Consider the following 13,523-nt stretch of genomic DNA (forward strand, 5'->3'; position numbering starts at 1 on the left):
AAGCGGGTGGCGACACCCTCCTGTCCGTGCGGGACGTCGCGGCACGCCTGAACGTGAGCACCGCGACGGTGCACCGCCTGATTGACGTCCGCGATCTCGGTCACATCCGGATCGGCAGGCGGACCATCCGGGTACCGGAGTCGGCCCTCGTCAACTACCTCGAGCGGTGCACCGTCAGGGGTCTGCGTTGACGCGAACGCGCGAATCGAATTGGCCTCGCGGTCCGGTGAGGGAGGAGCGGCCAGAGCCATTGCCGAGTCGGCCGCTTGAACCATGCCTCAGTGCCCTAGTCCGCCATCGTCCCGGCGGTGTCGCGGCTACCTGACGGTCGGGTCGAACCTGGCCAGTGCCTCCTCGACCGTGGTCTCCTTGGGTTCGACTTTGCCGATCCGTCCCTGGGGACGAAACTGGTAGTAGGTGTCGAGCGTCATGCGGAGGGACTTGTGGTCGACGTGGTGCATCACGTCCTTGGGCTCGACACGTTCGCCGGTCATGACGCCGTCAACGAGATGAACCACGCAGGTGTTGCGCAGGTCCTTCATGACGAAGTCGAGCCCGAGGGCCGCCATCGCGGGGCCCCACACCTGCTGGCGGAGGAAGCTCGGGGTGATGGGCTTGTCGGTTATGCGCGAGGTGTTGGCGAGGCCCTTTTCCACCTTCCGAGCCCACACGTCGCTGATGCCCAAGCGCTCACCGATGGCTCGGTAGGTGAGGCCCTCCTCCCGTCGTAGGATGCAGACCTGGGCAGCGAGATCGGGATCGACGCGCTGGACGCCCATCGCCGGCCAGAGGAGTCCGGCGATGTCGTTGTCCTCCACGTACGCCCGGAGCAGCGTGCCCATCGGGGCGATCAAGCCGCGCGGGCCGGTGTGGCGTCGTTGCTTGAAGTTGTCCCTGAAGAAGACCCCGCGGTCGAAGTCGAAGTCGGATGCCGTGAGGGCGATCGCCTCACCGGCGCGAGTGCCCTGGTAGTACGCCGTCAGCCACAGCAGGCTGTAGTCCGGGAAGGCGGTGCCGCGTCGCCGCCTGATCTCGTGGAAGACCTCCCAGACCTGCTCATGGGTCATGATCCGCGGCGACCGCTGTCGCGTCGCACGCGGACGCTCGCCTCGCAGCAACTCGTCAAGGGGATTGACAGGGATCAGGTGATCCCTGACAGCCGAGGCGAGGATCTGGTTGAGGACCTCGTAGACCTTGTGCACCGTCCGCTCAGAGCGGCCCTGCCGTCGCATCTCGGCGAAGAGTCCGATCGCTTCCTTCGAGGTGACCGAACCGATGCGGTGATCCGCGAACCCCCACCGGGTGTGCTCGGGGACCAACCAGGTGGTGATCGCAGAACGCTTCCTGAGGATGGTGCTGTCGGCCAGGCCCAGCTGTTCTTGGACCCCCATCCACTCCTGCACGTAGTCGCCGAAGGCGCGTTCTGGACCGTCGACCACGACGGTGTTCGCGAGCGCGCGAAGACGCACGAGTTCCTGCTGGGCCTCCTGACGGGTGTCCCACGTCGAGATCCTGGGTCGCCGTCCCTCGTAGCGGACCTCGAGCTTCCACCGCCCCTGAGCGCGGCCGCCACGTTTGCGTCGGTAGATGGACGCAGATCGCAGCTTCGACAGCTCCGTCATGACACCGATTCTACCGCTTCTGTCGTAGCGCCATACTGTCGCTCGTACTGTCGCTGGCCGTGGAGCGGAGTCAGTTTCCTGACGATATGTGGCTCTGACCTGCGGTTTCTTGGGGTGACCGACGGGAATCGAACCCGCGACCTTCGCGACCACAACGCGACGCTCTAACCGACTGAGCTACGGCCACCACGAGACCCGTCGATGGACGGGGACGCGTGATGGTACCGCGCTGTCCACGGCACGGCACCCCGCGGCCGGACCCGACGACATCGGTGGTCAGGCGTCATACTGTCGCCCTCCCGCCCCAGTAGCTCAGTGGATCAGAGCAGCGGGCTTCTATCCCGTCGGTCGTGGGTTCGAATCCTACCTGGGGCGCATGACCACCTTGGATCCCTCCGCCGTCCGCCGCCGCTTCCCCGCCCTCGTCGCCCAGCCGGAGGTGGTGCACACCTGCGCGCCCGGCGGCACCCAGATCCTCGACACCGCCCTCGACGCGATGCGGGACGCGGCCGTCCAGGCGAACGCGAACCAGGGCGGCGCGTTCCCCGCCAGCGCCCGGGTCGGCGCCCTCTGCGACCGCGCCAAGGACCGGTTCGGCCAGCTCCTCGGGTCCGAGCCCGAGGGGATCGTCTTCGGCCCGAACATGACGACCCTCGCGTTCCACCTGTCCCACGCCCTCGACGAGCGGCTCGCGACCGGCGGTCAGATCGCCTGCACCCGACTCGACCACGACGCGAACGTCGCCCCCTGGCTCGACCTCGCCGAGCGCACCGGCGCGACGGTCCGCTGGATCGACGTCACCGCCGACGGCCGCCTCGACCTCGACACCCTCGCCGACGCCGTGACCCCGCGGACCCGGCTGCTGACCTTCCCCCTCGCCTCCAACGCCCTCGGGACGGTCGTCGACCCGGCGCCCCTCGTCGCCGCCGCCCGGGAGGCCGGCGCCCTGACGGTGATGGACGCCGTGCACGGCGCCCCCCACCTCCCCGTCGACCGGCGGGCGATGGGCGTCGACGTCGTCTTCTGCTCGCCCTACAAGTTCTTCGGCCCGCACGCCGGCGTCATGGCCGCCGACCCGGAGCTGCTCGCGTCGCTGACCCCGGACAAGGTCCGGCCGAGCCCCGACACCGGGCCCGAGCGGTGGCAGACCGGCACCGCGAGCTTCGAGGCCATCGCCGGCGCGACCGCGGCCGCCGACTACCTGCTCGACGAGGCAACGCTCGACCGGATCGGCGCCCATGAGCACGCCCTCGCCGAGCGGTTCCTGACCGGCCTCGATGAGCGGCCTGACTGGACCCTGCACGGTCCGGCGAGCGCCGAGGGCCGGACCCCGACGTTCGCGGTCACCCACCGGACGGTCGACCCGCAGCGGGTCGCCCAGGTCATGGCCGAGCACCACGTCAACGTGTACGCCGGTCACTACTACGCCGTCGAGCCGATGCGCCGGCTGGGGCTCCTCGACGCCGGCGGTGCGGTGCGGATCGGCTTCGTCCACTACCACGGTCCGGCCGACGTCGACCTGGTCCTCGCCGCGCTGGACGCCGTCGGCTGACGCCGGCCAGCTGCCACCGCGGGGGGCCGTCAGGCCCCGGTGCGACGCTCCGCGGCGGCGCGGAGCGCCAGCTCCAGGCGTGACTGGACGCCCAGCTTCCCGAACACGCTGCGCAGGTGGGCCTCGACGGTCCGCTTCGAGATGCCCATCCGCTCGGCGGTCGCCGCGTTGGACAGGCCGTCCTCGATCGCGGCCACGACGATGTGCTCGGTGTGCGTCAGGGCGTCCCACCCGGTGACCGCCGGTGCGCGTCGACGAGCCGGCCGGGTGAGGCCCATGCGGTGCGCGTCCGCCGCCGCCCGGTCCACCCACCAGGCGGCCCCGAGGTCGGCGTAGGTCGCCGTCGCCGCGGCGAGCAGCGCACCGGCCCTGTCAGGGGCGTCGCCGCCGAGCAGCACCGCGGGACCTCATGCCGAAGTACGTGATCGAACGCGACCTGCCCGGCGCCGGATCGCTGTCCGCCGACGAGCTGCGGGACATCGCCCGCACCTCGAACGACGTCTTGAAGGGGATGTCGACCCGTGCCCAGTGGGTCCAGTCCTACGTGACGGACGACAAGATCTACTGCGTCTACGTCGCAGAGGACGAGACCGCCGTCCGCGACCACGCCGCGCAGGGCGGGTTCCCCTGCACAGCGGTCAGCGAGGTCGCCACGATCATCGACCCGGTCACCGCTGACATGTGACGTGCGCGACCGCCGGCGACCGGATCTAGTCTGGCGCGCCGGTGGTCTCCCTCCTCCTCATCATCGCCGGCATGGCCGTGCTCGTCGGCGGCGCCGAGGGGCTGGTCCGCGGCGCATCGCGGATCGCCGCCGCCGTCGGGATCTCCCCGCTCGTCGTCGGCCTGACCGTCGTCGCGTTCGGCACCTCCGCACCGGAGCTGGCCGTCAGCGTCGGATCGGCGCTGACCGGCGCCGGGGAGGTGGCGATCGGCAACGCGGTCGGATCCAACACCTTCAACGTCCTCGCCATCCTCGGGTCGGCGGCCCTGTTCGGCGGCCTCGTGGTCCACCAGCGGATCGTCCGGCTGGACGTGCCCCTCGTCATCGCCGTGACGGCGCTCGTCTGGTGGATGGCGGCGGACGGGGAGATCGACCGGGGCGAGGGTGTCGTCCTGCTCCTCGGCATCGTGGCCTACACCGGGTTCTCCTACGTCGTCGGGCGGCGCGAGGGGCCAGCGATCGAAGAGGAGTACGACGAGGCCTTCGGCGAGGACGTCGAGACCGCCCGCCGGGGGACCGCCCGCGCCGTCGCCCTCGTCGTGCTCGGGCTGGCAGGCCTGGTGGCGGGTGCCCAGATGCTGGTCGCCGGGGCCACGGACCTGGCGGAGTCGATCGGCGTCTCGGACCTGATCATCGGGCTGACCGTCGTGGCGGCCGGCACGTCCCTGCCGGAGCTGGCGACGTCCGTGGTCGCGGCACGTCGCGGTGAGCGGGACATCGCCGTCGGGAACGTCGTCGGGTCGAACCTGTTCAACCTGCTCGCGGTCCTGGGCGCGGCATCGGTCGCGGGCGGCGGGCTCGAGGTGCCCGCCGTGGCCGTCGAGACCGACATCCCGATCGCCCTGGTCGTCGCCGTCGTGGCGCTGCCAGCCCTCGCCGTCGGGTTGCGGGTCGCCCCCTGGGAGGGCGGGGTGCTGCTGCTCGGATACCTCGGCTACGTCGGGTACCTGGTCCTGGTGGGGACCGGGTCGGCCGCAGCGGGGACGGCCAGGGTCGCGCTGTTCGTCGGCCTCGGCGTGGCCGCGGTCGTGCTGCTCCTGGCCGACCGCCTGAGGCGGCGCACGCGGCCCTGACCCGCACGAGGCACGGCGCGCCCTGCACGGTGCGGGACCGGGACCATCGGCCTGGCTGAGGGGCGTCGACCGGCCCCTCACGACCGGACGTCGGAGCGGTGAACTGGTGAGGTGGTCGCAGCACGGGACCCGAACACCCGCCCCGCGCCGGTGATCCTCGTCGGCGTCGACACCTCGGCGTGCTCGGCGCAGGCGCTCCGCTGGGCCATCGCCGAGGCGGACCGACGTTCGGCGGTCGTCCGCGCGGTCCGGTGCATCCGTCCCGGTGGGTCCCACCGGCACCCGGTGCTCGACGTGGTGGCGGATTCGGAGCGCGCAGACGCCGAGCAGGGTCTGCGGGCCCTCGTCGACCGGGTCGTGACCGAGGCGGGATCTGACGTGCCGGTGGCGTGCGAGGTCCTGGGGACTGCAGGCCGCGTCGGCGATGTGCTGGTCGACCTGGCTGCTGACGCCGACCTGCTCGTGGTGGGGCGTCGCGGGACGGGCGGCCTCGGGCAGCTGCTGCTCGGGTCGGTCAGCCGCCGCTGCGCCGAGGCGACGATCTGCCCCGTGGTGGTGGTCCCGTGCAGCTGACGAGCCTCCGCCGCCACCCCGCGCTCCTGCTGGCCGGCATCTCGGTGCCGCTGGGAGCCGTGCTCGCCTGGGGCGGCCTCGACGTGGCCGCGGCGATCGCCTGGTCGGTGGGACCGGCGCTCCTGCTGCCGGGGCTGGCCGTGGCCACCACCCGCAGCGCCCTGCGCCGCGAACCCGGCGTGGACGTCATCGCACTGCTCGCGATGGCCGGGGCGATCGCGGCGGGTGAGCACCTCGCGGGGGCCATCATCGCGGTGATGCTGACCGGCGGTGAGGCCCTGGAGGCCGCGGCCGGTCGTCGGGCGGAGCGCGAGCTGTCCGCGCTGCTGGCCCACGCGCCCCGCACCGCCCACCTGGTGCGAGACGGGGACGTCGTGGACGTCGACGTCGGACGCGTGGAGGTCCGCGACCGCCTGGTCGTCAAGACCGGGGAGGTCGTCCCCGTCGACGGGGTGCTGGTCGACGACGCCGTGCTCGACGAGTCGGCGTTGACCGGGGAGTCGCGCCCGGTCACGCGTCGCGCCCACGACCGGGTCGCCTCCGGGGTCGTGAACGTGGGCGTGACCGCGAACCTCATCGCGACCGCCAGCGCGGCGGACAGCACCTACGCCGGCATCGTGCGGCTGGTCGAGACGGCGCGCGACAGCAAGGCGCCCTTCGTGCGCATGGCCGACCGGTACGCCGCGTGGTTCGTCCCCCTCGCGATGGCTGCGGCCGGTGGCGCCTGGGCCCTGTCGGGTGACCCGGTGCGCGCCCTCGCCGTCCTGGTCGTCGCCACGCCCTGCCCGCTCCTGCTCGCCGCCCCGATCGCGATCACCTCGGGGATCTCCCGCGCCGCCCGCCGGGCGATCATCGTCAAGCACGGCGGGTCGCTCGAGGCGCTGGCCGACGTCAAGACCCTGTGCTTCGACAAGACGGGCACGTTGACCACGGGCCGACCGCGCCTGTCCGAGGTGGTCGCCGTCGAGGGGTGGGACGTCGACCGGGTCCTCGAGCTGGCGGCGTCCGCAGAGCAGCTGTCCGCCCATCCCTTCGCCCCCGCCCTCGTCGCCGCGGCCCGCGACGGTGGTCTGGCGCTCACCCTCCCCGTCGCGGCCGAGGAGTCCCCGGGCGAGGGCATCGTGGCCGAGGTGGGAGCGCACCGCGTCGCCGTCGGATCCTCCCACCTCGTCCTCGCGGGTGCGGATGCGCCGCCGGCCATGGCCGTCGCCCGCCGACGGGCGGCGTTGGAGGGCGCGTCGGTCGCCTTCGTGGCGGTGGACGGCACCTACGTCGCCGCGCTGCACTTCGAGGACCCCCTGCGGGTCGAGGCCGCTCGGACCGTCCGGATGCTGCGCGGTGCCGGGGTGGACCGCACCGTCGTGGTGACGGGCGACGTGGCGGCGGTCGCCGACGTCGTGGGCGCGGCCGTGGGGGTGGATGAGGTGCTCGCGGACCAGAGCCCCGCCGACAAGGTGGCAGCCGTCGCGCGGCTGGCCGCCGACGGCCCGACCGCGATGGTCGGCGACGGGGTGAACGACGCGCCCGCCCTGGCTGCGGCCCAGGTCGGGATCGCGATGGGGGCCAGGGGGGCGACCGCCTCCAGCGAGGCCGCCGATCTCGTCATCACCGTCGACCGCCTGGACCGGGTGGCCGAGGCGGTGGTCATCGCCCAGCGGACCCGCGCCATCGCCCGTCAGAGCGCCGGCGTCGGGATGGGGCTCGCGCTCGTCGCGATGGGCGTGGCCGCGAACGGGCTGCTCACACCGGTGCTGGGCGCCCTTCTGCAGGAGGGCATCGACGTGGCGGCGATCCTCAACGCCCTCCGCGTGTTGCGGGCCCGGACCGGGCCGGACGCCCCGGCTGTCCACGTCGCGCGGAGCGCCGAGTTCCTCGACGCGCACACCCGGTTGGCCGCGGGCGTCGCGACCATCCGGCGGACCGCCGACCGACTTGACTCTGCGTCGCCCTCCGCGCTCCGCGAGGACCTCGCCGAGCTGCTGGACTTCCTCAGCGGCGAGCTGCTGCCCCACGAGCGCGCCGAGCAGGAGGTCCTCGACGACCTGATCCGCTCGGCGCACGGCGGGGAGGACGTGCTCGGCGCGTTGCAGCGCACGCACCACGAGATCGAGCGCCTCGCCCGAGGTCTGACCGCACAGGTCAAGGGGCTGCCAGCCGACGGACCGGGCCCCGACGACGTCCACGCCCTCCGGCCCATCCTCTACGGGCTGCACGCGCTCCTCAGCCTGCAGCTCGCCCAGGAGGAGGAGGTGTACCTGGCACTGACCGGTCCACCGACCGCCGTCACGGCCGCCGCTCGCGGTTAGGGCCCGACCGGGCTGGCGGAGGGCCTCGGTGGAGGGACCGCTTTTCGAGGTCCACAGCCGGGCCGGACCGACCGGACCGACACCGCGGACGCCCGCGCGGTCCCGCAGTTCCCGGCCAGCGCCGATCGCAGCTGCGGAACGTCCTGACGCGGAGTTCGGCAGATAGATACCCACATAGGGTATTGCAGATACCCCCCAGGGGTATATGGTCCCTGATGCGTGGCGGCATCGGGCCGGCCCGAACGAGGAGGGTGAGGGATGGCGGCGACGACGGACGAGCAGGTCGACCAGATCGACGTGGGGGAGGCGCACGCCGGTTACGATGCAGGCGCCGGTGACGGGGGCGGGCAGGGACAGGGCTCTCCGGGACAGGGCTCTCCGGGACAGGGCTCCCACGGCCGGCACGAGGCCGAGCACGGGCACGACAGCGGCCACGGCGATCACGCCGCGATGTTCCGCGACCGGTTCTGGTTGACGGTGGTCCTGGCCATCCCCGTGGTCGTGTGGTCCCACCACGTCCAGGCGCTGCTCGGGTACACCGCGCCGGCGGTGTGGGGCCAGGAGCTGATCGGCCCGGTGCTCGGGTCGGTCGTCTTCCTCTACGGGGGGTGGCCGTTCCTGACCGGGGGGCTGTCGGAGGCGCGCCGCCGCCAACCCGGCATGATGCTGCTGATCGCGATGGCGATCACCGTCGCCTACGCGGCGTCGATGGCGACCGCGATCGGTGTGTTCGACCAGGAGGTCTGGTGGGAGCTCGCGCTGCTGATCGCCATTATGCTGCTGGGCCACTGGCTCGAGATGCGGGCGATCGGCCAGGCCCAGGGGGCGCTGCAGGCGTTGGCAGAGCTGCTCCCCGACGACGCCGAGCGGCTCATCGGCGATGGGACCGAGACCGTCCCGCTCACCGACCTCGCGGCGGGGGACGTCGTGCTGGTCCGGCCGGGCGCGCGGGTGCCGGCCGACGGCACGATCGTCCGCGGGTCGGGGGACGTGGACGAGTCGATGCTCACCGGCGAGTCGAACCCCGTCCCCCGCGCCGAGGGGGACCGGGTGGTCGCCGGGACGGTCGCGGTGGATGCGAGCCTCCGCGTCGAGGTGACCGCCACCGGCGACGAGACGGCGCTGGCGGGCATCCAGCGCATGGTCGCCGAGGCCCAGTCCTCACGATCGCGGGCACAGGCCCTGGCCGACCGCGCGGCCGCGCTGCTGTTCTACGTGGCGCTCGCCGCCGCGGTGGTCACCGCCGTCGCCTGGGCGCTGGCGGGACGGCCCGAGCTGGCCGTCGACCGGACCGTGACGGTTCTGATCATCGCATGCCCCCACGCGCTCGGCCTGGCCATACCCCTCGTCACGGCGATCTCCACGTCACGATCGGCCCGCGCCGGGATCCTCGTCAAGGACCGTCTGGCACTCGAGCGGATGCGCCTCGTCGACGCGGTCCTCTTCGACAAGACGGGCACGCTGACCCGCGGCGAGCACGTCGTCACCGACGTGGCCGGCGCGGAGGGCACGGACGAGCACGAACTGCTGCGCCTGGCCGGCGCCGTGGAGGCCGACAGCGAGCACCCGCTGGCCCGTGCCATCCACGCCCGCGCCGTCGACGTCGTCGGCACCCTGCCCGCGGCAGAGGACTTCCGCTCCCTGGCCGGCCGCGGGGTCACCGCGACGGTCGAGGGGCGCGAGGTCGCCATCGGTGGACCGGCCTTGCTCCGTGAGACGGATGTCGAGGTGCCCGACGACCTGCGCCGGCGGACGCGGCCCTGGGCCGAGCGCGGCGCGGCTGTCCTGCACGTGCTCGTCGACCGGGCGGCCGTGGGCGCCTTCGCGCTCGAGGACGAGGTGCGCGACGTCAGCCGCGACGCCGTCCGGCAGCTGCACGACGCCGGGGTCACGGTCGCGATGATCACCGGCGACGCCCACCAGGTCGCCGAGGCCGTCGCTGCCGAACTCGGCATCGACGAGGTGTTCTCAGAGGTCCTGCCAGAGGACAAGGACGCCAAGGTCGCCGAGCTGCAGGATCGCGGCTTCACGGTCGCGATGGTCGGTGACGGGGTCAATGACGCACCAGCCCTCGCCCGCGCCGACGTCGGCATCGCGATCGGTGCAGGGACGGACGTCGCGATCCAGTCCGCCGGGATCGTCCTGGCCTCCGACGACCCGCGTGGCGTCCTGTCGATCCAGCGCCTCTCGGCGGCGACGTACCGGAAGATGGTCCAGAACCTGTGGTGGGCCGCGGGCTACAACCTCGCGGCGATCCCCCTGGCCGCGGGGATCCTCGCCCCGGTCGGGTTCGTGCTGCCGATGGCGGTCGGCGCGGTCCTGATGAGCGCCTCGACCATCATCGTGGCCGCCAACGCCCAGCTGCTGCGCCGCGCGGACCTCGCGGCGTAGCGGGCGCTGTCAGATGTGCGTCGGACGACCTGGATCTCCACAGGTCGGCATCGAAGTGGCCGTGCGCATGGGGGAGATGCTGCAGCGCGACCCCGTCGAGACCGACACCGATGTCGAGGACGACCGTGCCCTCACCACCTGACACGACCCGACTGCCCCGCCCGCCTGGCGATCCGGAGGCCACCGCCGATCCGGACGCGTACCGGCGCTGGGCGCAACGTCGCGTGATGCGGGCTCTGGTGATCACCCAGATCTTCGGGGGCGCCGGCCTGGCTGCTGGGGTCAGCGTCGGCGCGCTGCTCGCAGAGGACCTCCTCGGGTCGACCCGCGGCGCGGGCCTCCCGGCGGCTCTGTTCACCGCCGGCGCCGCCGGTGCGGCGATCGGCGTCGGCTGGCTGTCAGAGCGGTGCGGACGCCGACCTGGCCTGGCGGTCGGGTATGCCGTGGGGGCGGCGGGAGGTGCCGGGGTGGTGCTCGCGGCGGCGACCGAGCACGTGCCCTTGCTGCTGGCGTCGCTGATGGTCTACGGGGCGGGCAGCGCGACCAACCTGCAGTGCCGCTACGCCGGTGCGGACCTGGTCCATGAGTCCCACCGCGGCCGCGCGGTCAGCACGGTCCTCGTCGCGACGACCCTTGGCGCGGTCGCCGGGCCGAACCTCCTCCAGGTCACCGGCGACCTGGCTGTGGCCGTCGACCTCCCGCGGCTGAGCGGCCCGTTCGTGCTCGCATCAGCCGTCTACGCGATCGCCGGAGCGGTGACCGCCGCGTTGCTGCGCCCCGACCCGCTCCTGACCGCGCGACGTCTGGATGCCGTCGGTCTCGACCTCGCGCACCCTCCCGCGGTGCCCGTCGACGAGACGCCGTGGGGGAGCGTGGCATCGAGCGCCGCTCCGTCCACGTGGTGGCAGCGGCGTCGCCCCCTCGTCCTGGCGGCGACCGGGATGGTCCTGGCCCAGGCGGTCATGGTGGCGGTGATGACCATGACCCCCGTCCACCTCGAGGACCACGGCCACGGCCTCGACGCGGTCGGGCTCATCATCGGCCTGCACATCGGCGCGATGTACCTGCCCTCACCGGTCACCGGGCGGCTGGTCGACCGCTTCTCACCGTCGGCGATCACGGCGGCGGGTGGCGTGGTCCTCGTCACCGCAGCGCTCGCCGCCGGGGCCGCCGGGAGCAGCACGCGCACCCTCGGGGTCGCGTTGGTGCTCCTCGGCATCGGGTGGAACCTCTCCCTGGTCGGCGGTACGGCGCTGGTGACGAACCTCACCACGCTCGCCGACCGCGCCCGCACTCAGGGCAGCGTCGACCTCGGCGTGGCCCTTGCGGGCGCCGCAGGGGGTCTGTCCAGCGGGGCCGTGGTCGCCGCCGCCGGCTTCCGGGCGCTCGGCCTGGTTGCCGCCGGGCTGGCCGGTCTCATCACCCTCAGCGTCTTGCGCGTGCGCCGGCGGGCGCAGGCGTCGTGAGTCCATCTCGATCGCTCTGGAGCGGGTGACCGGAATCGAACCGGCGTCATCAGCTTGGAAGTATGGCCGGAGGGGGGGGCTGAGTCCAGCAAAACCCCAGGTCAGACCCGGTTTGGCTTGTCCGGTCGTGTCCGCTCAAGACCCCGATTTGCCACCGCTTATGGCACGTAGGTGGCACGAAACACGCCGGCTTGTCCGCAATGGGGCGGCGGTCCGCACATCCGACCCGTACGGGATCTGGTACGGTTATCCCATGTCGATCACGGCGAGCGAGGCCCGGCGCAACCTGTTCCCGTTGCTGCAGCAGGTCAACGACGACCGAGTGCCGGTGACGATCACGTCCAAGCGCGGTGATGCGGTGCTGTTGTCGAAGGCGGACTTCGACGCGTTGGAGGAGACCGCCCACCTGTTGCGGTCGCCGTCGAACGCCGTGCGGTTGTTGGAGAGCCTCGCCCAGGCGCAGCGTGGCGAGCGTGAGGTCCACGACCTGGACCGATGAGGCTGGTCTTCACCCCGAACGGGTGGGAGGACTACCGCCACTGGCAGTCGGCTGATCGTGCGACGTTGAAGCGGATCAACCGGCTGATCGACGACGTGCTGCGGGATCCGTTCAGCGGGATCGGGAAGCCCGAGCCGTTGCGGCACGGGCTGGCGGGGTGTTGGTCACGTCGCATCACCGACGAGCACCGCCTGGTCTACCTGGTCGACGTCGAGGACGTGGTCATCCTGCAGGCCCGCTACCACTACTGAGTGTCGGGTCATGGGCTGGGTCAGCGGCGGATCCGGCCCGCCGCAGGGCGACGGTTGGCGTCGATCCAGGTCTCGATGTCGTCTGGGTCGAAGCGGAGGAGGTGGCCCCACTTGATGTAGGGGATGCGGCGTTCGTGGACGAGGCGGCGCATGTGGCGGACGTCGACGCCGAGGGGTCAGCGACCTCGGCGATGGTCATGAGCCGGTCTGGGCTGGCGGTGTCGGGCGGGGTCATGCGCGGGCTCCTGGTCGTGCCGGTCCGGGCGAGGTGTGGATCGCGTGTCCGCAGGTCGCGCGGTCGTGCCAAGTTGGCACCGCCGTAGGGGTCCCGTGCAGACCGGGTTCGGCCTCTGGCCTGCGCTTCTGGCGTCTCCACGCTCCACGCCGGTTCAGACGGAAGGGCCACCCCGTCTGTGTCAACGGATCTGATGAATCTTCGTGGACGTGCGCTGTCCTGCTCGCGCACGGTCCCCTGCGCCCGCCGCGTAACCCCACCCACCACTGACGACCGGACACACCTCTGGCAGATCGAGGAGGCCAGGGAGCGGTGGTGCACCTGTGAGGTGTGGAGCACATCTCAGGGTGGTCTGGGTGACGGTGTCGATGCGGGTGATGTCCTCCGGCGCCGGCTATTGCTACCTGATCAACTCAGTCGCCGTCGACGACGTCAGCCGCGAGCCCGGCCGAGGCCTTGCGGAGTACTACACCGTCGAGGGCTGCCCGCCGGGACGGTGGCTCGGGTCAGGACTGCCCGGCCTGGGCAGCGGGGAGCTGCGAGCGGGCGATGTGGTCACCGAGGAGCAGGTGGCTCGCCTGCTCGGCCAGGGCCGCGACCCGCTCACAGACGAGCCGTCGGGACGCGCCTACCCCCAGTACCGGTCGCGGGCAGAACTGATCGCCGGCCGCGTCGCCGACCTCGACACGAACCTGGACGACAAGGCCCGCGCGGCCGCCGTCGCACGGATCACGGCGGAGGAGTGGAAGCGGCGGTCCCGTCGTGCGGTGGCGGGGTTTGACTTGACGTTCAGCGTCCCCAAGTCGGTGTCGGTGTTGTGGGCGCTCACGG

The 13,523-nt window shown here is 72.4% G+C and carries 13 protein-coding genes, 2 tRNA genes and 1 pseudogene; 12 read left to right on the forward strand and 4 right to left on the reverse strand.

What is annotated here, in order from left to right; translation table 11 throughout:
- The first annotated feature begins 26 nt into the window (after window positions 1-26).
- Window positions 27-191 carry a helix-turn-helix domain-containing protein gene (locus ACEQ2X_RS08550; RefSeq protein WP_370325383.1) on the forward strand — a complete coding sequence of 55 codons (165 nt, stop codon included), beginning with the start codon at window positions 27-29 and terminating at the stop codon, window positions 189-191.
- 126 nt (window positions 192-317) lie between these two features.
- On the opposite strand, the gene ACEQ2X_RS08555 is transcribed toward ACEQ2X_RS08550, so the two are convergent.
- Window positions 318-1,622: a tyrosine-type recombinase/integrase gene (locus ACEQ2X_RS08555; RefSeq protein WP_370325384.1), complete on the reverse strand. Its 1,305-nt coding sequence runs from the start codon at window positions 1,620-1,622 to the stop codon at window positions 318-320.
- 110 nt (window positions 1,623-1,732) lie between these two features.
- Window positions 1,733-1,809, reverse strand: a tRNA-His gene (locus ACEQ2X_RS08560).
- 114 nt (window positions 1,810-1,923) lie between these two features.
- Between ACEQ2X_RS08560 and ACEQ2X_RS08565 the strand changes: the two genes are divergently transcribed.
- Window positions 1,924-1,997: transfer RNA gene (locus tag ACEQ2X_RS08565), tRNA-Arg, on the forward strand.
- 1 nt (window position 1,998) lies between these two features.
- On the forward strand, window positions 1,999-3,174 hold the full coding sequence (locus tag ACEQ2X_RS08570; RefSeq protein WP_370325385.1) for a cysteine desulfurase-like protein: 1,176 nt from the start codon (window positions 1,999-2,001) through the stop codon (window positions 3,172-3,174).
- A gap of 29 nt (window positions 3,175-3,203) precedes the next feature.
- Here ACEQ2X_RS08570 and ACEQ2X_RS08575 read toward each other — a convergent pair whose 3' ends face one another.
- Window positions 3,204-3,572 (reverse strand): LuxR C-terminal-related transcriptional regulator, encoded by a 369-nt coding sequence (locus tag ACEQ2X_RS08575; RefSeq protein ID WP_370325386.1) that lies wholly within the window; start codon window positions 3,570-3,572, stop codon window positions 3,204-3,206.
- Between the two features lie 11 nt (window positions 3,573-3,583).
- On the opposite strand from ACEQ2X_RS08575, the gene ACEQ2X_RS08580 reads away from it, so the two are divergent.
- The 8 genes from ACEQ2X_RS08580 (at window position 3,584) to ACEQ2X_RS08615 (ending at window position 12,457) form a co-directional block, all read left to right on the forward strand.
- A complete protein-coding gene (locus ACEQ2X_RS08580) occupies window positions 3,584-3,859 on the forward strand; it encodes a DUF4242 domain-containing protein (protein WP_370325387.1) in 276 nt (91 codons plus the stop codon).
- 41 nt (window positions 3,860-3,900) lie between these two features.
- The gene (locus tag ACEQ2X_RS08585; protein ID WP_370325388.1) at window positions 3,901-4,971 is read left to right on the forward strand and encodes a calcium/sodium antiporter; all 1,071 of its coding nucleotides are present in this window, start codon (window positions 3,901-3,903) and stop codon (window positions 4,969-4,971) included.
- A 111-nt stretch (window positions 4,972-5,082) separates the two neighbouring features.
- On the forward strand, window positions 5,083-5,544 hold the full coding sequence (locus ACEQ2X_RS08590; RefSeq protein ID WP_370325389.1) for a universal stress protein: 462 nt from the start codon (window positions 5,083-5,085) through the stop codon (window positions 5,542-5,544).
- On the forward strand, window positions 5,535-7,850 hold the full coding sequence (locus tag ACEQ2X_RS08595) for a heavy metal translocating P-type ATPase (RefSeq protein WP_370325390.1): 2,316 nt from the start codon (window positions 5,535-5,537) through the stop codon (window positions 7,848-7,850). Before ACEQ2X_RS08590 ends, ACEQ2X_RS08595 begins: the two co-directional genes overlap by 10 nt.
- A 258-nt stretch (window positions 7,851-8,108) precedes the next feature.
- Complete coding sequence (locus ACEQ2X_RS08600; RefSeq protein WP_370325391.1) at window positions 8,109-10,241, forward strand: heavy metal translocating P-type ATPase; 2,133 nt, start codon at window positions 8,109-8,111, stop codon at window positions 10,239-10,241.
- A 125-nt stretch (window positions 10,242-10,366) separates the two neighbouring features.
- Window positions 10,367-11,707, forward strand: a complete 1,341-nt coding sequence (locus ACEQ2X_RS08605; protein ID WP_370325393.1) for an MFS transporter — start codon at window positions 10,367-10,369, stop codon at window positions 11,705-11,707.
- Window positions 11,708-11,960: 253 nt separating this feature from the next.
- Complete coding sequence (locus ACEQ2X_RS08610; RefSeq protein WP_370325394.1) at window positions 11,961-12,206, forward strand: type II toxin-antitoxin system Phd/YefM family antitoxin; 246 nt, start codon at window positions 11,961-11,963, stop codon at window positions 12,204-12,206.
- The gene (locus ACEQ2X_RS08615) at window positions 12,203-12,457 is read left to right on the forward strand and encodes a Txe/YoeB family addiction module toxin (protein WP_370325395.1); all 255 of its coding nucleotides are present in this window, start codon (window positions 12,203-12,205) and stop codon (window positions 12,455-12,457) included. The genes ACEQ2X_RS08610 and ACEQ2X_RS08615 overlap by 4 nt, the downstream gene beginning before the upstream one ends.
- Window positions 12,458-12,477: 20 nt before the next feature.
- Here ACEQ2X_RS08615 and ACEQ2X_RS08620 read toward each other — a convergent pair.
- Window positions 12,478-12,618: pseudogene (locus tag ACEQ2X_RS08620) on the reverse strand (hypothetical protein); the annotation flags it as partial.
- A gap of 430 nt (window positions 12,619-13,048) precedes the next feature.
- Between ACEQ2X_RS08620 and ACEQ2X_RS08625 the strand changes: the two are divergent.
- Window positions 13,049-13,523: relaxase domain-containing protein (locus ACEQ2X_RS08625; RefSeq protein WP_370325396.1), on the forward strand; the 475-nt coding region annotated here is incomplete at its 3' end.

The organism is Euzebya sp. (genome assembly GCF_964222135.1).
GTDB lineage: Bacteria > Actinomycetota > Nitriliruptoria > Euzebyales > Euzebyaceae > Euzebya.